At 39.4% G+C, this 22,302-nt stretch carries 19 protein-coding genes; 8 read left to right on the top strand and 11 right to left on the bottom strand.

The features are described 5' to 3' along the window. The first annotated feature begins 6 nt into the window (after positions 1-6). On the top strand, positions 7-2,697 hold the full coding sequence (gene ppc, locus CDA10_RS03945; RefSeq protein ID WP_089604196.1) for a phosphoenolpyruvate carboxylase: 2,691 nt from the start codon (positions 7-9) through the stop codon (positions 2,695-2,697). Positions 2,698-3,028: 331 nt separating this feature from the next. Next, positions 3,029-4,333, top strand: a complete 1,305-nt coding sequence (locus CDA10_RS03940; protein WP_089604195.1) for a solute carrier family 23 protein — start codon at positions 3,029-3,031, stop codon at positions 4,331-4,333. Positions 4,334-4,702: 369 nt separating this feature from the next. On the opposite strand, the gene CDA10_RS03935 is transcribed toward CDA10_RS03940, so the two are convergent. After that, complete coding sequence (locus CDA10_RS03935; protein ID WP_089604194.1) at positions 4,703-5,836, bottom strand: TDT family transporter; 1,134 nt, start codon at positions 5,834-5,836, stop codon at positions 4,703-4,705. Between the two features lie 206 nt (positions 5,837-6,042). Between CDA10_RS03935 and ribF the strand changes: the two genes are divergently transcribed. The 4 genes from ribF (at position 6,043) to CDA10_RS03915 (ending at position 10,959) form a co-directional block, all read left to right on the top strand. After that, a complete protein-coding gene (ribF, locus tag CDA10_RS03930; RefSeq protein WP_089604193.1) occupies positions 6,043-7,044 on the top strand; it encodes a riboflavin biosynthesis protein RibF in 1,002 nt (333 codons plus the stop codon). Positions 7,045-7,105: 61 nt separating this feature from the next. Then, on the top strand, positions 7,106-9,949 hold the full coding sequence (ileS, locus tag CDA10_RS03925) for an isoleucine--tRNA ligase (RefSeq protein WP_089604192.1): 2,844 nt from the start codon (positions 7,106-7,108) through the stop codon (positions 9,947-9,949). After that, entirely contained in the window at positions 9,942-10,481 is a 540-nt protein-coding gene (lspA, locus tag CDA10_RS03920; protein WP_089604191.1) for a signal peptidase II, read from the top strand. Before ileS ends, lspA begins: the two co-directional genes overlap by 8 nt. Next, on the top strand, positions 10,474-10,959 hold the full coding sequence (locus CDA10_RS03915; RefSeq protein ID WP_089604190.1) for an FKBP-type peptidyl-prolyl cis-trans isomerase: 486 nt from the start codon (positions 10,474-10,476) through the stop codon (positions 10,957-10,959). The genes lspA and CDA10_RS03915 overlap by 8 nt, the downstream gene beginning before the upstream one ends. A gap of 63 nt (positions 10,960-11,022) precedes the next feature. On the opposite strand, the gene CDA10_RS03910 is transcribed toward CDA10_RS03915, so the two are convergent. Together CDA10_RS03910 and CDA10_RS03905 are read right to left on the bottom strand one after the other, a co-directional pair. Next, the gene (locus CDA10_RS03910) at positions 11,023-11,349 is read right to left on the bottom strand and encodes a type II toxin-antitoxin system YafQ family toxin (protein ID WP_089604189.1); all 327 of its coding nucleotides are present in this window, start codon (positions 11,347-11,349) and stop codon (positions 11,023-11,025) included. Continuing rightward, positions 11,321-11,602, bottom strand: a complete 282-nt coding sequence (locus tag CDA10_RS03905; RefSeq protein ID WP_089604188.1) for a type II toxin-antitoxin system RelB/DinJ family antitoxin — start codon at positions 11,600-11,602, stop codon at positions 11,321-11,323. The genes CDA10_RS03910 and CDA10_RS03905 overlap by 29 nt, the downstream gene beginning before the upstream one ends. Before the next feature lie 157 nt (positions 11,603-11,759). Between CDA10_RS03905 and CDA10_RS03900 the strand changes: the two genes are divergently transcribed. Next, a complete protein-coding gene (locus tag CDA10_RS03900) occupies positions 11,760-12,179 on the top strand; it encodes a GFA family protein (RefSeq protein ID WP_089604187.1) in 420 nt (139 codons plus the stop codon). 59 nt (positions 12,180-12,238) lie between these two features. Then, positions 12,239-13,159, top strand: coding sequence for a LysR family transcriptional regulator (locus tag CDA10_RS03895; RefSeq protein ID WP_089604186.1), 921 nt, complete (start codon positions 12,239-12,241; stop codon positions 13,157-13,159). A gap of 2 nt (positions 13,160-13,161) precedes the next feature. Here the strand turns inward: CDA10_RS03895 and CDA10_RS03890 are convergent, their stop codons facing one another. The 8 genes from CDA10_RS03890 to CDA10_RS03855 all read right to left on the bottom strand — a co-directional run. Beyond that, positions 13,162-13,905, bottom strand: coding sequence for a sulfite exporter TauE/SafE family protein (locus CDA10_RS03890; RefSeq protein ID WP_089604185.1), 744 nt, complete (start codon positions 13,903-13,905; stop codon positions 13,162-13,164). Positions 13,906-14,061: 156 nt separating this feature from the next. Continuing rightward, on the bottom strand, positions 14,062-14,352 hold the full coding sequence (locus CDA10_RS03885) for a chorismate mutase (protein WP_089604184.1): 291 nt from the start codon (positions 14,350-14,352) through the stop codon (positions 14,062-14,064). Beyond that, positions 14,330-15,685, bottom strand: a complete 1,356-nt coding sequence (locus CDA10_RS03880) for a hypothetical protein (protein WP_089604251.1) — start codon at positions 15,683-15,685, stop codon at positions 14,330-14,332. The genes CDA10_RS03885 and CDA10_RS03880 overlap by 23 nt, the downstream gene beginning before the upstream one ends. Positions 15,686-15,937: 252 nt before the next feature. Then, positions 15,938-17,767, bottom strand: a complete 1,830-nt coding sequence (ilvD, locus tag CDA10_RS03875) for a dihydroxy-acid dehydratase (protein ID WP_089604183.1) — start codon at positions 17,765-17,767, stop codon at positions 15,938-15,940. Positions 17,768-18,113: 346 nt separating this feature from the next. Further along, positions 18,114-18,536, bottom strand: a complete 423-nt coding sequence (locus CDA10_RS03870; protein ID WP_089604182.1) for a hypothetical protein — start codon at positions 18,534-18,536, stop codon at positions 18,114-18,116. A gap of 24 nt (positions 18,537-18,560) precedes the next feature. Continuing rightward, on the bottom strand, positions 18,561-18,980 hold the full coding sequence (locus CDA10_RS03865; RefSeq protein WP_089604181.1) for a hypothetical protein: 420 nt from the start codon (positions 18,978-18,980) through the stop codon (positions 18,561-18,563). 35 nt (positions 18,981-19,015) lie between these two features. Then, positions 19,016-19,807, bottom strand: coding sequence for a trimeric autotransporter adhesin/peptidogylcan-associated protein TpgA (tpgA, locus tag CDA10_RS03860; RefSeq protein WP_089604180.1), 792 nt, complete (start codon positions 19,805-19,807; stop codon positions 19,016-19,018). Positions 19,808-19,870: 63 nt separating this feature from the next. Continuing rightward, the coding region (locus CDA10_RS03855) for a YadA-like family protein (protein ID WP_228704591.1) at positions 19,871-22,302 on the bottom strand (2,432 nt) is incomplete at its 5' end.

The following is a 22,302-nucleotide window of genomic DNA, read 5'->3' as shown; positions in this document are numbered from 1 at the left end:
GGCAAAATGATTCAACAAATTGATGCTCCGTTGCGCGAAGACGTACGCTTACTCGGAAATCTTTTGGGTGAAACCTTAAAAGAACATGCGGGACAAGATTTGTTTAATCAAATTGAACAGATTCGTGCCTTAGGAAAAGGCGCACGAGATGGTCAAGTTGAAGCAGAAAAACAACTCGAACAACTGTTTTTAAATTTAAAAGATGATGAAATTTTGCCGCTGACTCGTGCATTTTCACATTTCTTAAACTTCGCCAATATTGCTGAGCAATATCATGTGGTGCGCAGTCGCCGCCAAAGTGAATGTGATGAAAATGCACCTTCTCCAAATGTACTCGATCATTTATTTTCAAAATTTAAAGATCAACAGATTTCAGCAGAAACCTTATATAAGCAAATTTGTGAGCTCAAAATTGAGTTGGTTCTTACGGCGCATCCGACTGAGGTCAGTCGTCGTACCTTGATCCAAAAATATGATGGCATCAATAATTGTCTTTCAACTTTTGATCAGCAAAAACTCACGCCGAAACGGCGTGCCGAAGTACTGACAGATTTAAAACAATTGATCAGTTCTGCATGGCAAACCGATGAAATTCGCCAACATCGCCCAACCCCAATCGATGAAGCAAAATGGGGTTTCACCACCATTGAGCAAACCTTATGGAATGCTGTACCCAAATTCATTCGTGAATTGGATGATTTAGTACAAGACAATTGCGATAAAACCTTGCCTTTAGATATCTCGCCGATCCGCTTTGCCTCTTGGATGGGCGGTGACCGTGATGGCAATCCAAACGTAACACATAACATTACCCAAGAAGTGCTGTGGTTATCGCGTTGGAAAGCAACAGATTTATATGTTCGTGATATTGAAGATCTGCGCTGGGAACTGTCTATCGAAGCCTGTTCTAATGAGTTGGTACAAGCTTTGGGCTACCAACATCCAGAACCTTATCGTGAGTACTTGCGTGCAACACGTGAACGCTTAAAAGCCACTCGTCAATGGTTGGCAGATAAATTACGCGGTTTGCATTCTGACGTTGATCGTAGTTTGATTATTCGCCATAAAGATGAATTATTACAACCGCTGCTACTTTGCTATCGCTCATTGATGGCATGCAATCTGCCTGAAATCGCTAACGGAAAATTACTCGACTTTATTTATCGTGTGAATTGTTTTGGCATTGAATTACTGAAACTGGATATCCGTCAAGAATCTGGTCGTCATCGTCAAGCCATTTCAGCAATTACTGAATATTTAGGACTGGGTAATTTTGAAACTTGGACAGAACAAGCGCGCCAAAACTTCTTATTACAAGAGTTACAAAGCAAACGTCCATTATTGCCAAAACATTTAAACGAGCCTGTAGGCAGCTTGATTGAGCATCCTGATGTTCAAGAAGTTTTTGCAACGATGCGAACTTTGGCAGAACAGCCAAAAGAAAGCTTAGGCGCTTATATTATTTCTATGGCGGAATATCCTAGTGACGTGCTAGCTGTATTATTATTACAAAAAGAAGCGGGTATTGAACATCCGCTACGTGTTGTACCATTATTTGAGACCTTGAAAGACTTGGATGGTGCTGCAAGTACCATGACCACTTTGTTTAATATGCATTGGTATAAACAGCATATCCAAGCTAAACATGAAGTCATGATTGGTTATTCAGACTCTGCAAAAGATGCAGGATTCATGTCTGCCAATTGGGCACAATACCGTGCGCAGGAAGAATTGACTGCGATAGCCAAACAACACGGCGTGCAATTGACCTTATTCCACGGTCGTGGTGGTTCTATCAGTCGTGGTGGTGCGCCAACCCAACAAGCTTTATTTTCTCAACCGCCAGGTTCTATTTCTGGTGCAATTCGCGTAACTGAACAAGGCGAAATGATCCGCTTTAAATTCGGTTTGGAAGAAATCGCTTTACAAAACTTGGAAATTTACGCTGCTGCGACACTCGAAGCAACTTTATTGCCACCACCGACACCAAAACAGGAATGGCGTGATTTGATGCATACTATGACTGATTTATCCGTCAAAGTGTATCGTCAGACTGTACGTGAAAACCCACATTTTGTTAAATATCTACGTACCGTAACCCCTGAGCTTGAATTACAAATGTTGCCATTGGGTTCACGCCCTGCAAAACGTAAAGTCAGCGGAGGGATTGAATCTCTACGTGCGATTCCATGGGTTTTTGCATGGACTCAAATTCGTTTAATGCTTCCAGCATGGTTAGGCACTGGTGCAGCGATTAACCAAGTGATTGATCAAGGTCAGAAAGCACTTTTAGATGAAATGTTAACGGAATGGCCGTACTTCCAAACATTAATTGATATGTTAGAAATGGTCTTGTCTAAAGCGGATTCTAATATTGCACTTTACTATGAATCACATTTAACCAATGATGAAGATCTAAAAGTACTCGGTGCTGAATTACGCCAACGTCTACATGATGCGGTACAAACTTTATTGGCAATGAAAGGTGAATCCAAACTTTTAAGTTCAAATGACGTCCTTGACCAAGCCATGAAAGTGCGTAAACCGTATTTATTACCACTACACTTATTACAAGCTGAATTGATGAAGCGTCGTCGTGCCTATCTTGCAGAACGCCAAGCTGAGCATACGCCTGTTGATCATGCATTGATGGTGAGTATTGCAGGCATTGCCGCAGGTTTGCGTAATACAGGCTAAGTCGTTCATTTTAAATTTTTAAATGACGGAGGAATACAACAGTATTTCCTCCATCATTAAAAAATGTCGACCCTATCAATAATTTTATTTTTCTCATTAATAATGAATAAAAAAAATGAATCAATTGCAAAATATTTAATTATGAACAATTCTGCGTTTTACATTTTTTAATACTTTGATTTTACAAACTTACACATCCCATTTATTTGACCAAACGGTATAAAACAATCGTTATTCCTAATAAATGCAAACCTTTAGTTTTACCAAAGTGTTTAAAACTTAAAACAATAAAGAGTATCATGTGCGCAATTTGTTTTTAAGTGCTTAATTTATGTCCAACTGGTTTCCTAAATGGCGTCCATATACAGGTAGCATCGATGCACGACCTGTCGGAACTAATGAATATTTACCGCCTGCACAGAGCGTAGTTCTTGGCATTCAGCATGCTTTTGCCATGTTTGGTGCAACCGTTTTAGCACCATTTTTGATGGGCTTTGATCCAAACCTTGCCATTTTAATGTCAGGGATTTGTACCATCTTGTTCTTTATCGTCACAGGTGGTCGTGTTCCTAGTTACTTAGGTTCAAGCTTTGCATTCATTGGTGTTGTGATTGCTGCAACGGGTTATGCTGCATCAGGCACAGGTGCGCCAAATATTAACATTGCTCATGCTGCTGGCGGCATCATGGCATGTGGTGTGCTATATACAATTTTTGGTTTGATTGTGATGGCAACGGGGACCAAATGGATTGAAAAACTCATGCCACCTGTGGTTACAGGTGCTGTGGTCATGATCATTGGTCTAAACCTCGCTCCAGTGACCATCAAAGGTGTTGCAGGCAATAACTTTAATATGTGGATGGCTTTAGTCACTGTACTCTGCATGGGCATCATCGCTGTCTACACAAAAGGCCTATTACAACGCTTACTTTTATTGGTTGGCTTGTTATTGGCTTATCTCATCTACTTTGTTGTTGCAAATGTGATGGGAAATGGTACACCAATTAATTTTGCACCTATTCAAGAAGCCGCTTGGTTCGGTCTTCCAACCTTCCACTCTCCTGTTTTTGATATCAATGCAATGTTAATTATTGCACCCATTGCTTTAATCTTAGTTGCGGAAAACTTAGGTCATATCAAAGCGGTAAGTGCGATGACAGGTGAAAACCTAGATCCACAGATCGGGAAAGCTTTTGTTGCAGATGGTATTGCAACGACGCTTTCAGGCGGTGTCGGCGCTCCGGGGATGACCACTTATGGCGAAAACATTGGAGTAATGGCGGTCACCCGTGTTTACTCTACTATTGTTTTCGTGATCGCAGGTGTTTTTGCAATCTTCTTAGGTTTTTCACCGAAGTTCGGTGCAATCATTCATACCATTCCAACTGCAATTTTAACGGGTGCATCTATTGTTGTATTCGGTTTGATTACCATTGCAGGCGCGAAAATTTGGATTGAAAATAAAGTCGATTTTTCTAAAAATAAAAACCTGATGGTTGCAGCAGTAACAATTATTTTAGGAACTGGTGATTTTGCCTTGCAATTTGGCGATTTCAACTTAGGCGGTATTGGTACCGCAACATTTGCAGCATTGATTCTCAATTGGTTCTTTAGCTTAAAAGATCCATCAGAATAAAAACAAAGATACTTAAGAGCAGCCGAAAGGCTGCTTTTTTATAAGCATTTTTATATGAATACCAATGTTTTCAAAATGAGATAAGCATCCAATAAAAAAAGCCCGACATCCTGTCGAGCTTTTTCGTATTTGTACCTGTGGTATAACTCCTGTCGTACCTTCACTCCATTGTTGTCTTTTCTTATTTTTATCTGGAACATCCTGTTCTCTATGGTTCTATAATAGAAAAATCAAAGCACCTGTACTAGCCGTAAAACACCTAAATTGATGTACGCTACAGCGTACAGATAGAGATAAAAACTCAAAATAGAATCAATATCCTTATAGCTCCTTCATGGATTATGATTCCGCTCTGATCTTTCTTTAACTTTATTGTTCACGTTCTAATAAAACCTTTAAACAAGGAGAAAAGAACAAATGACCTTGATACATCCCTTTTAAAGTTTTAGCCATCACCATCATCCAAAGTAACATCAGAATCGTAGCGAAAGCTAAACCAATATCTACAATAAAATTGACATGAATTTGATGACCTAAATTCAGTATTGCCAAAGTAAATACACCTAATGGAAAAGTCAGTCCCCACCAACCTAAATTAAATGGTAGATCTGTTGCTGCATGCTTAAGTGTCGTAAGCACAGCTATTGCGAACCACCAAACACCGAAACCAAGCAGAATAAAGCTTGCCAAAATACCTGCATTTTGAAAAAACAGACCTAAACTTTCTAATTGAATGACTGCCAAAACCTGTGGTGCTTGAATACCTAATACCAAAAGTGCTAAAGCCCCTGTACCAATCGGCCCTAAAGCTAGCCAACCTGTAATGGCTAATTCTTTACTTGGCAATTGATGTAGTGCCAAACGCAACATCAGAATCGTTAAAACAGCAAATGCAGGTAAAACAGACATCCCCCACAACATATAACTTGTAAACAAAATCCCAACAGCATGTTGGCCTACATCCAAATGTGCCAGTAATAAACCGCCTGAAGCTGCTGCAACTTCGCATGCGACAATAGGTAATAACCACATCGCAGTCATGCTCTGTAATTGATGATCTTGTTTACTGAACATGCAAAATGGAACAAGGATTCCAATGCCTACAGCCAGAATAACATCGACATACCACAGTACTTGTGCAATCTGGACTGCTGTATCTCCATAAATCACAACACCAAATTTTAAAAAGCCATTCAATACAGTCGCCAAGCCCATCGGAATTGCACCTAAAAACAATGCCATACTTGGATGTGAAAAGATCTGCTTTGCTTCTTGAGGGTAAATTAGCCAACGTAAGATATAGAGGGTTGTAAATGTCACAAATAATAAGCTATTGAATTGCCAAAGCAGGGTTGCCACTTGCCATAACAATGCCTGTGCAAATGGAAATTCAGGTAAAATCAAGGCGACAACACCTGTTCCCATAGTCACAGTAAACCAATTTGGCGTGAACTGTCGGATCACTTCTTTAGGTTTTTCAAGTTGGTAAAATGGCTTTTTCATCGCTTTCCCCTCAATTCAGCAGATAAATTGATTATAAGAGCGCCCATTAATAAATAAAATTGATTTATGATTATAAAATGAATCACCAAAACTGATATAAAGATTATTCTTTATAAAATTTTCTGGATAAAAACACAACAACAAAGACGAAACTGTGAGAATATGGCAATATATATCCTTTCAAATTTTAAGCTTATTTTGAAATCATGCAGCTGTTACGTCTAAATGCTTTAGCACCGAATTTTCAATTGCCCAAAACCGCTGTGACGATTGGCAATTTTGATGGTGTCCATTTGGGACATCAAGCGATGGTTTCACAACTCAAACAAATTGCCCAAGTACAAAACTTAAAAACCTTGGTGATGATTTTTGAGCCGCAACCTTTAGAGTTTTTTAAAGGTTACGAAGCACCCCCACGTATTAGTTCACTCAGAGAAAAAGTAGAATATTTAACTGAGCTGGGTGTGGATTATATTGCGATTGCCAAATTCGATAATCAATTCCGTAGTTTAAGCGCAGAAAATTTTGCTGACATTCTCAAAAATAAACTCAATGCACAAAATTTAGTGCTTGGTGATGACTTCCATTTTGGTAAAGATCGTCAAGGCAATAGTGAATTTCTAAAACAATACGGCTTTCACGTCACCAATCTCAACACCATCGAATTTGATGGTGAACGTGTCAGTTCAACTCGAATTCGTCAAGTCCTCCAAGCAGGTGATTTAGCACTTGCGGCAAAACTGCTCGGTCGTCCCTATAGCATGATTGGTCGTGTGCAATATGGTGACCAGATTGGTCGTACTTTGAACTTCCCAACCATCAATGTTCGTGTCGGGCGACATAGACCTTGTTTAAGTGGAATTTATGGTGTCGAAGTTATTTGTGAAACGACTTCTTTGACTGAGAAGGTCAAAGCTGAAAATCCAAGTAAAACAGGTGTTCTTGGCTACCAAGACCATGCTTTATATGGCGCAGGGCATGTTGGAACACGACCTGCGATTCAACAGGAACATCCAGAGTGGCGATTAGAAGTACATTTCCCCAATGTTTCTGCTAATCTGTATGGTCTGTTAATGCGGGTGACTTTCCTCGACTATTTACACGGCGAATTAAATTACCCATCACTTGAAGCACTTCAAGCAGGAATTGATGATGATGTTGAGCGATTACTTGAATTTCGCAAAAACACCCCCAAGTTTCCTTTTTAATCAAATTTTTTATTGTAAAACGTGTCAGCAATCGAGCTGATAATATTGGATGACAACTTGCATGAGCGATAAGCAAACTCCTGAAAATGCTGTGGATTACAAAGCCACACTAAACCTCCCAGGTACTGAATTTGCAATGAAAGCAAATCTTGCAGTACGTGAAGCGAAATGGTTAGAAGAGTGGTATGCCGACAATATTTATCAGCAGATTCGTACATCGCGTATTGGCAAGAAAAAATATGTACTTCATGACGGCCCTCCATATGCCAATGGTCAAATCCACTTAGGTCACGCTGTGAATAAAGTCCTTAAAGACATTATTATCAAAAGCCGTGTGATGGATGGTTTTGACGCGCCTTATGTTCCGGGTTGGGACTGCCACGGCTTACCAATCGAACTTAAAGTTGAAGAAAAGGTCGGTAAAGTTGGCGTTAAAGTAGATGCATCGACATTCCGTAAAGCTTGTCGTGAATATGCCAATACACAAATCGAATTACAGAAAAAAGATTTTGTACGTATGGGCGTGTTTGGGGATTGGGATAATCCTTACTTAACCATGAACTTCAAACAAGAAGCTGATATCGTCCGTGCATTGGGTGAAATTGCCAAAGCAGGACATATCGAACCTGGTCTTAAACCCGTTAACTGGTGTTTAGATTGTGGTTCTGCACTTGCAGAAGCTGAAGTTGATTACCAAGATAAAAAATCTGATGCGATCGATGTTGGTTTTGGTGTGGTCGATCTTGCTGATTTATCTACAAAAGTCGGTGTCGTTGTTCACAATCCTACCGATATCGTCATTTGGACAACAACGCCTTGGACGCTTCCTGCCAACCAAGCCGTTGCCCTTCATGCTGACATTGAATATCAATTGGTTGAAATCCAATCTGATCGTGGTACACATAACTTAATCTTAGCCAAAGATTTAGTTGCCTCTGCGTGTGAGCGTTATAAACTTGAAAATCCAAAAGTTTTGGCTGATTTTGTCGGTGCTAAACTTGAACATTTACAATTACAGCATCCACTCATTACAGATCGCCAAGTACCTGTAATTTTAGGTGAACATGTTATTGCAACCAGTGGTACAGGTGCGGTACATACTGCGCCAGGTCATGGTGTGGACGATTATAAAGTCGGTTTGCAATACAATTTAATCGTTGATAATCCAGTCGGCGGTAATGGTGTGTATTTGCCAACTGCTCCGATTTTTGCAGGCGAACACATTTACAAAGCCAATCCGCAAATCATTGAAGCTTTATGCACAGCTGGAAAGCTTTGGGCGCATGTTGCAATTACACATAGCTATCCGCATTGCTGGCGTCATAAAACACCGATTATTTTCCGTGCGACACCACAATGGTTTATCAGCATGGATGCTCAAGGCTTACGTCAAGATGCTTTAAATGCCATTGAAAATGATATCGATTTTGTTCCAGATTGGGGTAAAAATCGTATTCAATCGATGATTGATGGTCGCCCAGACTGGTGTATTTCACGTCAACGTACTTGGGGTGTTCCAATCCCGTTCTTTGTACATAAAGATACGCATGAGTTGCACCCTCGCACACCTGAACTCATCGAAGAAGTTGCTAAACTGATCGAACAAGAAGGTATCGACGGTTGGTACAATCGTGACGCGAGCGAATTCATCGGTGCAGATGCTGAACAGTACAACGCAGTTCGCGATACTTTAGATGTGTGGTTTGACTCAGGTACAACACACTATGCTGTATTGCGTGAACGTGAAGATTTGACTGATCCAGCTGATTTGTATTTAGAAGGTTCAGACCAACATCGTGGTTGGTTCCAATCTTCATTATTAACATCGATTGCCATCAATAAACGTGCGCCTTACAAAGGCTTGCTTACTCACGGTTTCGTGGTAGATGAGAAAGGCCGTAAGATGTCAAAATCGATTGGTAATATCATCACACCTCAAGACATCATTAAAGATATGGGTGCAGATGGTCTACGTTTCTGGATCGCTTCGGCTGACTACCGTTATGAAATGACGGCAGGTAAAGAAATCTTTAGCCGTGCATCTGATGGTTATCGTCGTATCCGTAATACTTTGCGTTTCTTATTGGCCAACTTAAATGGTTTCAAGCCATCAACAGATGCATTGCCTGTAGATCAATTGATCGCGATTGATCAATATATTTTACAACGTGCTGCCGATGTGCAAAAAACCATTCAACAAGCTTATGAAGATATGAATTTCCATATCGTGACCAATGCTTTGACTAATTTCTGTATCAATGACTTGGGTGGTTTCTATTTAGACATCATTAAAGATCGTCAATACACAACTAAAGCAGATTCTAAAGCACGTCATTCGGCACAAACTGCGCTGTATCATTTAGTGCAAGCCTTTGTTCGTTGGATGTCTCCAATCTTGAGCTTTACTGCGCAAGAAGCTTGGCCACTGATTCCTGAGCAGTCAGAGAAATATGTATTTACTGCGGAGTGGTATGACATTCCTGTTGCATCTACGGCGAACTTAATTTCTGAAGCAGATTGGCAAACGCTGATCGCTGTTAAATCTGCTGTGAATAAGCAGATTGAAGCAGCTCGTAATGCGAAACTAATCGGTTCAAACCTCTCTGCAAAAGTGGAACTTTGGGCAGATGCTGAACTTAAAGCAGTATTAGACCAGTTAGAGGATGAACTTCGCTTTGTGTTAATCACCTCTCAAGTGATTGTAAATGCATTGGATGAAACTCAAGGTGAAACAACTGATCTTGCTGGACTACGAGTCAAAGTGTCTGCTGCGGATGGAGAAAAATGTGCACGTTGCTGGCATGTTCTACCTGATGTAAATACACATCATGCACATCCAGGTCTTTGTTCTCGTTGTATTATCAACCTTCCTACAGGTCAAGGCGAAGAGAGAAAATATGCCTAATCCGCAAAATAAAAAGGGCTTATTCCAATTTTATCCTCATAATTTAATGTGGCTTGGACTTTCCGTCCTTGCCATCATTATTGACCAGTGGACTAAGAATATTGCAAGTACACATCTGACTTATGCAGAGCCTGTACCTGTACTGCCCTTTTTAAATTGGACTTTGTTGCATAATTACGGCGCAGCTTTTAGCTTTTTGTCTGATGCAGGCGGTTGGCAACATTATTTGTTTACTGGGTTGGCTGGGATTGTATCCATTATCTTTATTTTTTGGCTATTGCGTATGCCAAAAAGTACGGTGATTTTGCCGATGGCCATTGCATTGATCTTAGGTGGAGCAATTGGTAATTTAATCGATCGTGTTAGTTTAGGCTACGTTGTTGATTTTATTCATGTGTTCTACCAAAATCACCACTTTCCAGCATTCAACATTGCCGATAGTGCCATCACTCTCGGTACGATTTTATTGTTAATCGATACTTTCTTTTTAGAGAAACATCGTATTCAACGTGCGGAAGCGCAAAATGACTGAACAAATTATTAATCCGAATGACGAAACTCGTATTGCGGATGGATCAAAAGTGGACCTGCACTTTTCTGTTGCCATTGAAAATGGTGTAGAAATTGATAACACACGTAGCCGTGAAGAACCTGTGAGCTTAGTCATGGGTGATGGTAGTTTGTTACCAGGTTTTGAGAAGGCTTTATTTGGTCTTCGTGCAGGCGATCGTCGTACGGTGAGTTTACCTCCTGAAGATGCTTTTGGTCCTTGGAATCCTGAAAATATTCAGAAATTTGATACTGTGAAGTTTGAACAACGTCCTGTTGAAGGTCACATGATCGAGTTTGAAGACAAAGCAAAGCAAAGCCTATTTGGTGTGGTTAAAACGGTTGGCGATGACATCACCGAAGTCGATTTTAACCATCCTTTAGCAGGTAAAAATATTACCTTTGAAGTTGAAATTTTTAAAGTAACACCTGCTGGTCAGCAAGGTGTGAAATTGATGTAATTTCATCAATTTAAAAAGCTCCTGAGGGAGCTTTTTTGTTGGAAAATTTTTATCACATTGTTTTTAAAATAATTCACTATGTGTACCAGCACGAACAAAAACAATCATATCGAATTTAGATAAAGCTTCAATACGATAAATAAGCAGAAAGTCTCCACCTACATGCAACTCACGATAATTGATCCAATTACCTGTCAGAGCATGATCTTTCCATTCAACTCCTAAAGGCTCATCATTTGCAATCAGCAGCATCATCACTGTCTTGAGTTTTTTCATATCATAACGACCATTACGAGAAAGCCGTTGCCAATCTGCTAAAAACTCTTTTGTATAATCCGATGATCGAGCCAAAACAGCACGTTTATCTTGAGCTGTTTTTTTCGAGGTCATTAAACAAGCCTTCTACTGTCTCAAAACGTGCTTTTTTCTTCTGAATAAGATCATCTGCTTCATTCATTGCTGAAACAGTCTCAGCATTAGGTACTCGCACATCAAACGGAATTGCTTGTTCTGCAACAACACGTGTCAAAAAAATGCGTACAGCATCGGAAACAGACAAACCCATCGCTTTTAACGCTTGTTGTGCTTGCAACTTGGTTTCATCATCAATTCGTACATGCAACATTGAAGTTTGCGAAGACACACTACACTCCTTTTTGTATCTCAATTGAGATTAAATATAACATAAATTTAAATTAAGCGCATTTTTTATACAAACCTTGATAAATTAAGAGCATTCATTCTTTAATTTGAAAATCAACAAATTCCAAATCAGTTAAATAAAGTAAGGAAGATAATTGATGGCTGAAAAGAAACTTGCTCGATGCCACTGTGGAACAGTTAAATTTACCGTTGAACTCACAGACGGTTTCAATACAATCAGAAGATGTAATTGTTCTTTTTGTCGCATGCGTGGTGCAGTCGCAGTCTCTGCACCATTGTCAGGAATAGACATTTATGAAGGCAAAGATAAACTAACCGAATACCGTTTTAATACAGGGCAAGCAGTACATTATTTTTGTTCAGTTTGTGGCATTTATACTTTTCATCAGAGACGTTCTAATCCTGAACAATTCGGAGTCAATGTTGCATGTATTGCAGACCTATCGCCTTTCGATTTCACCAAAATTCCTATCATGAATGGTATCAATCACCCCAAAGATGGAGGTGGTGGTGTTATAGGTTATTTAAATTATGAAACTGTTCAAAATGAACAATAGCCAGCAAAAATACTGATACTCTCAGTTATAATCAAACAAAACCAACTTATCTCATCACTATGCGTCTAGATTTCTTTGATCTACAACTTTTCCTCAATATTGTGGACACAGGAAGCCTCACCAAAGGTGCTGAACGTTCATCCATCTCATTACAAGCAGCCAGTGAACGTATCAAAAAACTCGAACAACACTATGCAACCACTCTTTTTATCCGTCATGCTTCTGGGGTTAAACTGACCATTGCAGGACAAACCTTTGCAGAACAAGCTTTGTTATTAGTTCAACAAAGAAAACAACTCGAACAGGCAATGTCGCCCTATGCTGAAGGTCTAACAGCACAAATGAGCTTATGGTGTAATTCATCTGCTCAAAGTGAATATTTACCTGCACTATTACCCCAATATTTGGTGGAAAATCCGCATGTACAAATCGATTTACAAGAAGCTGAAAGCAACGATATTATTCAAGCGATTGAAAAAGGTTCTGCAAAATTGGGATTAATTTCCAGTTTCTTTAACTCACAACAACTTCAAACTTTGGACTTTTTTGACGATCCATTGGTTTTGATTTGCCCCACTGATCATCCATTAAAAATACATACTGAATTAAAACTCATCGACAGTTTGAATTATCCTTTTGTAGGGCTCATGCAATATCATTCTTTACAACAGTCTATAGAAACTCAGGCAAAGTTACTCAATTGTGCAATTCAATACCGTTTAAGACTTCCTAATTTTAGCGCTATTGCTCAAGTGGTTGCCAACGGCGTAGGGATCGCAATTATGCCTAAACGAGCAGCACAGCGGTTAAAACCACAATATGCATTTCATCAAATTGAGTTAACAGGTGAATGGGCAAAGCGCCAACTACTTTTGGCTGCACAAAATTTTGATGAACTTCCAACAGCTTACCAACACTTTGCCCAGTTTTTACTTTCACAAAAATCTAAATTGATTTTGGATGAGGACTTAAAATCTTAAACTTAAATCACTCTAAGCTGATGCAAAACAGCATACATTCCAAAAATCACCAATCCACAGAAAAACACTTTGCGAAATTTTTGCTCTGGAATACGGTAACGAATCTTTGTACCCATCCACATACCGATGAGTGCAGGAATTAAAGCAATCAATGATAATTTATAATCGATTGGCGTATTTTCAACAGGATTTAAATATAGAAATACAGCTAAACAAATCGTAGAAACAGTAAAAGCCAAACCGAGTGATTGCACCAAATCATCTCTTTTCAGATGTAAAGATTGCAAATACGGCACCACTGGAATGACCACAACCCCAGTAGCAACAGTCAAAGCCCCTCCCAAATAACCTATGATCGGAGATAACCATTTTTCATGTGTTGCAAGATTGGGCATATTTTTTGAAAAGAGGCCGTATAAACCATACAAAGCCAGCATTGCCCCCAATAAAGCTTCACTTTGGAAATGTCCACTTGCATGCCCCAATGTTGGAAAAATACTCCAAATTGAACCAACAACAATACCGATCAATAATAAGTAAAAACGGCACACCAAACGCCAAACATATCCTTCGGCAAAAAGTTGCCAAATATTGGTCACCATTGAAGGAATAATCAATAATGTTGCTGCTTGAAAAGGACTAATCACCAAGCTCAATAAGCCCATAGAAACAGCTGGCAGTCCTAGTCCAATTGTTCCTTTAATCATTCCCGCAATAGCAAATACGCCAACAACAAAACCGATCATTTCGCATTACCTCATTTTTCATAAGCAATGCTAAAACATCAATAACGGCGGTAAAATCATTCATTTTGGAATACAGCCTCAATTAAAAATTGAGGCTCGTTTGATGTGGTTGTGATCACGATTTTTACCCATCATCACAAGTGTGAAATTACTGTTTTAAGGTCTAATTTCTTTTAATTCTCGTTGAATAAAATGCTGAATCATTTCTCTATAAATGCTTTCAATCAAGTCAGGATCTGTACCGACTTCAAAGGCTTTTTGACGTACTTTATTAATCACCTGCTGCACACGCTCAGGAGATTGAGCATCTTCTGTAGTTCGCTTAAACCGCACGGCTTGATCGACATAAAATTGGCGAGTTGCAATTAAATCAATCAATTGCTGATCGAGTTGATCAATATTTTCACGGACTTGTTCTAACGATTCACACTTCTCTTTTTTCATCATTTGATTCTTCTATGTCCTGTTCTTCTGCGTCTTGTTGAGCACGTTCTAGCGCATTCTCTGCCTTATACTTCTGTTCTAACACATTACTAAAAATACTTTCAATCATCCAAACACGATATAGACTGTTAAATACGTAACGCTTTCCTTCTATTCTTAATTCTAAAACAGGAAAATCAGGCTGATGCTTTTCAGCACATTGTCGATCATTGTTTTCTAATAGTGCTTCAACATCAATATCAATCACTTTTTCAATATTTAAATCACGCTGTAATTTTTGAAAATGTGATTGGAACGATAAATCCTGACCACGTGTCCAAACTGCTTGTAAAATTTCATACATCGCATCTACACGTTGTTCTTCTGGCACACTGTAATAAAGCTGCGCCATATTCAGAATACTTTCCTTTGTTGGCCTACAAAATGGAGTAAATTTGACTTCAGTACGTTTTGATAAGCGAGTCGCTAAGCTCCAATCAAAAAAGTCACGCCCGTGATAACTTAAAGGGAATAAATTCAATTGGATATTATAATAATTTGCCAGTTCCTCTTTAATATATGCCAGCAATAACCAACTAATCGGATCTTCTAAAGCAATGTATAAATCCAACTCGGGATGCATCGCTTGAATTTCAGTGAGTTCCTCTGCATCGCTCATCAAATGTTCACGCCATTCGATGTGATTAATTAAAAAAATTGGATTATCGATCAATAATTTCTGCTGTTTTAAACGACGTGTTAAGCGTAATAAATCATCTACAGCATGATATTTACGCCCACCAAATTCAAAATAACTTTCTAAAACAGGTGTATTGTTAAAAATGCGCTCTGGAAAATTTTGTGGTTTTTGATGTTTACTCGCCATAACGAATAAAGTACGTAATTTTCCATATTGTTGTTGCCATAACATATGGAACACATCTTCAAGTAAATAGAGAAAATTTTGACCTGTTAATGGTGTATTTCTTAGAATAATTTCCGCTTGTTGTAATGCTTCTTGGGTGGGTTGTTCAGGTTTTTCATTGTCATAGCTAAAACGATGTTGAGTTGCAAGAATTTTGGCATCATTTAGAGTATATGCTCGCCATTCTTCTACAGTCATCGCATTGGGGGGTTCTGCGGAAGTATTTGAAATGATGACTTTTAATGGTTTAAGATCATCTCGGAGTATCTCTTCAAGTTGTGGCAACTGTTGTACGGCAAGATAGCTATACACATCATCTAAACGCAAATAAACACTCAGCCCATGCTCCGTGGATAACACCTCTTGACGGGTTGGTTTTTGATAAAACCAACTCGATCGGATTGGATCAAACCAACGGCGTAGCAATGACATGTTTGGGGCCTCGAAATAAGCACTTAAAAATAAATAGAATTTGATTGAAACTCGTCCAAGCATAGCATCCATTCTGCTCAGATGCTGAAAAAAATCAATACGAATGAATGACTCAAAAATTTATAACAATTCAGCTCAAAATGATCAATGTCCAAAATCCCAAGTGAATTAAAACATTTAGGTCAATTACAATAGAAAAGCACTCAATCTGTGAGTGCTTTTTCTATTTTTTAAAGTCGTAGCTATTCGTATTTAGAGCTCTCGAACAGCACCTTTTGAAGCACTTGTCGTATGCATTGCATAAGCTTTCAAGGCTTTAGAGACTTTACGTGGGCGCTCTTCCGCAGGTTTCCAACCTTTTGCTTCTTGTTTTGTATGACGGTGCGCCATTGTCGCATCATCAACTGCCAAGTGAATGGTACGGTTTGGAATATCAATTTCGATACGGTCACCATCTTCAACCAATGCTATCGCACCGCCTTCAGCTGCTTCAGGAGAAACGTGACCAATTGAAAGACCTGAAGAACCACCAGAGAAACGGCCATCTGTTAAGAGTGCACAATCTTTGCCTAAGCCTTTAGATTTTAAATAACTGGTTGGGTAAAGCATTTCTTGCATACCTGGACCACCACGTGGGCCTTCGTAACGAATCACCACCACATCACCAGCAACAATTTTGCCTGCTAGAATAGATTCCACAGCTGCATCTTGGCTTTCAAATACACGTGCTGTGCCGTTGAATTTCAAGATTGAATCATCAACGCCTGCCGTTTTAACAATACAGCCTTCAAGTGCGATGTTGCCATAAAGGACAGCCAAACCACCATCTTTAGAGAATGCATGTTCTGCATTACGAATCACACCATTTTCACGGTCGCCATCTAAACGCGAGTAGTAACGATCTTGAGAAAATGCAGTTTGCGTTGGTACACCACCCGGTGCAGATTTAAAGAAGTTATATACGTCTTCGTCTTCAGTACGGATAATATCCCACTTATCTAAAGCATCTTTTAAGGTTTTTTCATGTACGGTCGGTACAGACGTATCTAATAAACCTGCACGGTCTAATTCACCAAGAATTGACATGATACCGCCAGCACGATGCACATCTTCCATATGAACGTCTTGCTTCGCAGGTGCAACTTTACACAGTACTGGTACTTTACGCGATAAACGATCAATATCATCCATGGTGAAATCAACTTCTGCTTCGTGCGCAGCCGCCAATAAGTGCAGTACCGTATTGGTCGAACCACCCATTGCGATATCTAAAGTCATGGCATTTTCATACGATGCTTTCGTCGCAATGTTACGTGGCAACAAACTGTAATCATTTTGTTCGTAGTGACGTTTGGTAATTTCAACAATCAACTGACCTGCACGCTCAAACAACTTTTTACGGTTGGCATGCGTTGCAAGCGTAGAGCCATTACCCGGTAAAGATAAACCTAATGCTTCAGTTAAGCAGTTCATCGAGTTTGCAGTAAACATACCTGAACATGAGCCACATGTTGGACATGCTGAACGCTCATATTCTGCGACTTCTTCATCGGTAAAGCTGTCATCTGCTGCGACAATCATGGCATCGACAAGATCAATCGCATGCTCATTTCCACGGATTTTCACTTTGCCCGCTTCCATTGGCCCACCAGACACAAAAACCACTGGAATGTTTAGACGCATAGATGCCATCAACATTCCCGGAGTGATTTTGTCACAGTTGGAAATACATACCATTGCATCGGCACAGTGCGCATTGACCATGTATTCAACCGAATCTGCAATCAAATCACGAGAAGGTAGTGAATAGAGCATGCCATCATGCCCCATAGCGATACCATCATCGACGGCAATGGTATTAAATTCTTTTGCTACACCGCCTGACGCTTCAATTTGACGTGCCACGAGTTGACCTAAGTCTTTCAGATGAACATGACCAGGTACAAATTGCGTGAATGAGTTGACCACCGCAATAATGGGTTTACCAAAATCTTCATCTTTCATTCCTGTCGCACGCCATAAGCCACGTGCGCCAGCCATATTTCTTCCATGTGTCGATGTTTTTGAGCGATAGTCAGGCATTTTTACTTCCAACATTATTTGAGCTGAAATGAATTCAATGATTCATTTTGGCAGAATAAAACTGATAATCAGTCGAAATATATCTACATCATACTATAAGATGTTGTGTAACAGATGATCAAACATAGGATCATTTTTATAGCATCGTGATTTGTGATGATTTCAACGATTATTTGTCAATCGAGTATTCTAAGAACTAATATAAACTGATATTTGAGAATACAATACAAAACTTATATGAATAATTTTTCAAAAAAACATAAATTAAAGTAATAAATATAACTGAATTATACAAAATCCATCGATGAAAAAGGCTTCCGAAGAAGCCTAATTATTCCAAACGTAATTACTTTTGTTTAATTAAATATAGACCTGTACATTGTTTGCCTTCACGATCTGTACAAAGCTCAGCAGTTTTTGCAGACATCCAACGCAGGCTCAATCGAATATCAGCATTGGTATAATCTACTGGTTGTCCACCACAGCCTGCTTTTTTATTATCTGTCTTCACTTTCATCGCCAGAATGTCTAAAGTTTTAGCGTCATTACTTCTGAGTACAGCAAACTCACCCGTCATTTTTTTCTGTTTGGTGGTATAGGTAAATTGTTGCGGCTTGGTGAATTGATAAGTTTCAGTACATTGCGTCTTAGCATTGTAAATCGACCACATTCCCCAAAAATCATTGGCTAAATTGACTTGTGATTTATCAAAAGCTTGCGCTTGCATAGCCAAACCTAAACCAAGTGCTGCGAATACTATTTTCTTCATTTGGTATTTCTCAAAGTATTTAAATTAATGTTCTGGACGCAGATAAACTGGACAGTTCTTTCCAAAAGAATCGATACAAAAATAGATTTTCTGATCCGATTCTTTCTTTAAAAAGTTCGTGGTCGACACCCCAACCTGATTCTCACGGCTTCCTGTACAATCAGGTTTTTGATTGTCTGTTTGGAAACCAATCACAACAGCCGGTAATTCAAAGCTATTTTCTTTGGTAATAAAACTATAGCTTCCCGAAACTCTCTCTTGATTGCTTTCAATCAAAACTTCACCTGATGGTAAAAAGCGATATTTTTCAATACATGCCGTTCCAGTTTGTACCAAACCCCATTGTGGTGTTTTTTGTAAAACCTGCATTACAGATGGTGTTTCTGCTTTGCTCACACCAGCTAAACTCATCAATAAGCTGAATACAACGAGTCTTTTTTTCATGCTGTTATCCAATTCCCTGTTTAACTCTATCACTTTTACCATGAAATATTAACGCGGCGATTCGGTGCTAGGCATTCTATTAATTGAATTTTTCTATTTACCCCAGAACATTGTTGATAAGCATCTGTTTTGTTTTTTGCTTCAAATTGAATTTGCTCAACATTGACACCTTGCTGAACTAAAAGCTGTGTAACAGTGCTAGTTCTTGCTTCAGATAAATTTTGATTATACTTAAATGATCCTAAACGATCTGTATAACCAGAAACCTGTACAGTTTTACCATTGGATTGTTTAATTTCATCAACAATTTTTCCAATCACATCTGGATTTTTAATACCCTTTTTATCTGAACGATCAAAATAGAATAAAACCGTTGCTGCTTGCTCCGTAGGAGAGATCGTACTTTGTTCTACATCAGATTGATTATTGATTCCCCATGCCATTAAACCTTGGCAAGCTTCACCTTTCCAATACAAGTTTTTAGATAAATAGCCTTTGTCAAAATCAATGCGCAATTGGCAACGTTTATACTGCGTTGAATCAGGTTCTCTAATATCAAGCACGTAATTCCAAGTTTTAACCGCAAATAAGCCTTCAGAAAATTGTGGATTTCCTAAAATATGGCGGATTTGATCTTTACTCAGACCTGTATCTAATCGTGCAACATTGTCATATTCATAGCGCGGTACTTGTTTTAAATAACTGTCTTTCAATTCAGGAAAATGTATTTCCTGACTGTTTTGCGTTTCAATTTCAGCAGCATGACTTAAAGACATCACTAGACCACTGATTACACTTAACAGAATTTTTTTGTTGAATGCTTTCATTCTTTATCTCTCTAAAATTAGGGAAGAAAAAGGAAGGTTCGCAAACCTTCCTTGTCTAGTGAATTAGTCAATTACACCACTGATACCGATACGTACGCTTGGATCACCTTCAGATGCTGCTGCAACACCACCAGTGATAGACCAACGACCATTATCTGCAGTTTTACGTAATGTCACACCTACCGCGTTTTCACCACCATGGTATGCCGCTCCTGCCGCATAAGTATATTTACCAGGAACATAAGGTGCTGATTCCATCGCTAATGCAGCTGCAATACCTGCATTGGCTTTTTTCTCAACATCGTCAATACGGTTGTTGGTGACACGGAATGCGTTATCAAGCTTATTGTTCACATTATCAATTTTATTGTTTAATGTTTGATCCGCTTGATTCAATGCATCAATTGCACCACCTACATTGTTATAACTACTACTGCCAACATTATAGGTCGGAGCTGTCGTAAAGCTACCTGTGATATTGTCATAACCAGCTCCACCACCCAGATAGTCAACAACTGTCTGATTGGTCTTATTCAACTGGCTACCATTGACCGCATCTTTTGACGTTGCATTCACTGCACCATCTTTAACGCCAGTAACCACACGATTACCGTCCGTACCTGCCACGCTTACTGAAGTACCACCAGTGTCTTTACCGACAGTAATTGGCGCAGATTTATCAGCTTGTTGAACAAGACCAGAAGTACCATTATTGATATTGGTAATCTGTTGTTGAACATTCCACAATTGACCGCCATTCACCGCATCTTTGGAACCTTGTGTAACAGTACCATCTGCAACATTATTCAGTTTTGTTCCGTTACCATTGTTATTCGATAACGTTACTGAATCTTTATTTGCATTGTCATATTGAACAGCGTTGTTCGCAACTTGATCAACTTTATTTTGAACATTAGTAATCGCTGTATCTAACTGTCCTTTATTCACTGCATCTGTTGCATTAACACCATTCGATACATTGGTAATGGCTTTATTACCTGCACTAATACCTGCTGTCGTTACACTTGGACCATTGGTAATAATCAATCCAGTATTACCTAGAGTGACATTTGAGCCAACAGTTACGCCACCATTCTTAATAACTGTATCACCTGTAGTAAGCGAGTTAACATTCAAGTTATCGGCAAGTTTAACGGCAACCTTACCATTCTTCACTTCAGTTGAAATGTTCTTATCGTCACCAACAACTTCAACAGACTCACCCAGTTTTTTCTGTACAGTTTGTCCATCTTGCGCAGTTAACGCAAAGCCTTTATTGACAATGCTTCCTGTAGCATCCACAACAGCATTATTCAAGTCACCCGCATTTACCGCCTTAGATGCATTTGCAACATTGGTGTAATCACCCGCACTCGCTACATTGTTCAAGCTTGTACCACCTGTTGTGGTGATCTTGCCTGTTGTCGCATCTTTGGTGCTGCTTGATGTTGTTCCTGCAAAAGTTACGCTGTCTTTATTTGGCGTACCTGACTTATCATCATACTTCACTGCGTAGTTGTCTAATGTACTTTGTGCTGTATTTAAGGTGTTGATTGCTTTGTTAATGCTGGTTTCAGCATTACCACTGCTATCTTTCACAGTCAGAGCAGTGTTATCGACGCCTGCAACGGTCTTACCTGCATTGTCTTTAACCGAAATGCCGTCTTTGCCAATAACTGTCGAGCCAGTTGTCCCATCTGTACCATTGTTAACTGTAATACCTGTCAAGTTGTTCAAGTTCTTGTTCAACTCAATCGCAACTTTACCACCAGTCACTTTGGTGGTGATGTTACTATCTGCACCAATGACTTCTACAGCTTCACCTAGGTTTTTCTGTACTTTACTGCCATCTGCTGCTTGTAATGCAAAGCCTTTGGTAGTGGCTGCATTGGTTGCATCTGAAACCGCATTGTTCAAGTCACCCGCATTCACCGCTTTAGAGGCATTTGCAACATTGGTGTAATCACCCGCACTTGCAACATTGCTCAAGCTCGTACCACCTGTTGTAGTGATCTTGCCTGTCGTTGCATCTTTGGTGCTATTCGCTGTTGTGCCTTTGCCATTACCTGCTGTGATGCTGTTGTAGTTGGTACTACCATCAACATTCTTATCGTATTGAACGCCATTGTTAGATACAGACTGGATCGCATCATGGATGTTATCTTTGCCTGTTCCACCAATATTGGTCATTGTTATATTGCGTGCTGTTGGGTCACTTGAGTTGTTTGTTGCATTACCACCAAGAATATCTTTAACAGCATCTAGTCCTTTATGTAACTGCCCTCCATTGATTGCATCGGTTGAACCTGCTGCCAATGAACCTGCTGTCAATCCACTGATCTTGTTGGTGCTGCTATCAATAACAACAGTACCCACATTCACTTTATCTGTGGTAATACCATCTTTAGTGATCACAGTTTGGTCACCCACTGTGCCTACTGTTAAACCAGTCGTATCAAGTTTACTATTGCCCGCGGTAATGCTGTCAAAGGTCG

Source organism: Acinetobacter piscicola (genome assembly GCF_002233755.1).
In the GTDB taxonomy this organism is placed as follows: domain Bacteria; phylum Pseudomonadota; class Gammaproteobacteria; order Pseudomonadales; family Moraxellaceae; genus Acinetobacter; species Acinetobacter piscicola.
The sequence above is the reverse complement of the archived record's forward strand: the minus strand, read 5'-3'. Positions and strand labels throughout refer to the sequence as shown.

What these genes read in the sequence shown, in the direction of transcription:
- ppc (WP_089604196.1), top strand. Translation starts at nt 7, where the DNA reads ATGATTCAACAAATTGATGCTCCGTTGCGCGAAGACGTACGCTTACTC.
- CDA10_RS03940 (WP_089604195.1), top strand. Translation starts at nt 3,029, where the DNA reads ATGTCCAACTGGTTTCCTAAATGGCGTCCATATACAGGTAGCATCGAT.
- CDA10_RS03935 (WP_089604194.1), bottom strand. Translation starts at nt 5,836, where the DNA reads ATGAAAAAGCCATTTTACCAACTTGAAAAACCTAAAGAAGTGATCCGA.
- ribF (WP_089604193.1), top strand. Translation starts at nt 6,043, where the DNA reads ATGCAGCTGTTACGTCTAAATGCTTTAGCACCGAATTTTCAATTGCCC.
- ileS (WP_089604192.1), top strand. Translation starts at nt 7,106, where the DNA reads ATGAGCGATAAGCAAACTCCTGAAAATGCTGTGGATTACAAAGCCACA.
- lspA (WP_089604191.1), top strand. Translation starts at nt 9,942, where the DNA reads ATGCCTAATCCGCAAAATAAAAAGGGCTTATTCCAATTTTATCCTCAT.
- CDA10_RS03915 (WP_089604190.1), top strand. Translation starts at nt 10,474, where the DNA reads ATGACTGAACAAATTATTAATCCGAATGACGAAACTCGTATTGCGGAT.
- CDA10_RS03910 (WP_089604189.1), bottom strand. Translation starts at nt 11,349, where the DNA reads ATGACCTCGAAAAAAACAGCTCAAGATAAACGTGCTGTTTTGGCTCGA.
- CDA10_RS03900 (WP_089604187.1), top strand. Translation starts at nt 11,760, where the DNA reads ATGGCTGAAAAGAAACTTGCTCGATGCCACTGTGGAACAGTTAAATTT.
- CDA10_RS03895 (WP_089604186.1), top strand. Translation starts at nt 12,239, where the DNA reads ATGCGTCTAGATTTCTTTGATCTACAACTTTTCCTCAATATTGTGGAC.
- CDA10_RS03890 (WP_089604185.1), bottom strand. Translation starts at nt 13,905, where the DNA reads ATGATCGGTTTTGTTGTTGGCGTATTTGCTATTGCGGGAATGATTAAA.
- CDA10_RS03885 (WP_089604184.1), bottom strand. Translation starts at nt 14,352, where the DNA reads ATGATGAAAAAAGAGAAGTGTGAATCGTTAGAACAAGTCCGTGAAAAT.
- CDA10_RS03880 (WP_089604251.1), bottom strand. Translation starts at nt 15,685, where the DNA reads ATGTCATTGCTACGCCGTTGGTTTGATCCAATCCGATCGAGTTGGTTT.
- ilvD (WP_089604183.1), bottom strand. Translation starts at nt 17,767, where the DNA reads ATGCCTGACTATCGCTCAAAAACATCGACACATGGAAGAAATATGGCT.
- CDA10_RS03870 (WP_089604182.1), bottom strand. Translation starts at nt 18,536, where the DNA reads ATGAAGAAAATAGTATTCGCAGCACTTGGTTTAGGTTTGGCTATGCAA.
- CDA10_RS03865 (WP_089604181.1), bottom strand. Translation starts at nt 18,980, where the DNA reads ATGAAAAAAAGACTCGTTGTATTCAGCTTATTGATGAGTTTAGCTGGT.
- tpgA (WP_089604180.1), bottom strand. Translation starts at nt 19,807, where the DNA reads ATGAAAGCATTCAACAAAAAAATTCTGTTAAGTGTAATCAGTGGTCTA.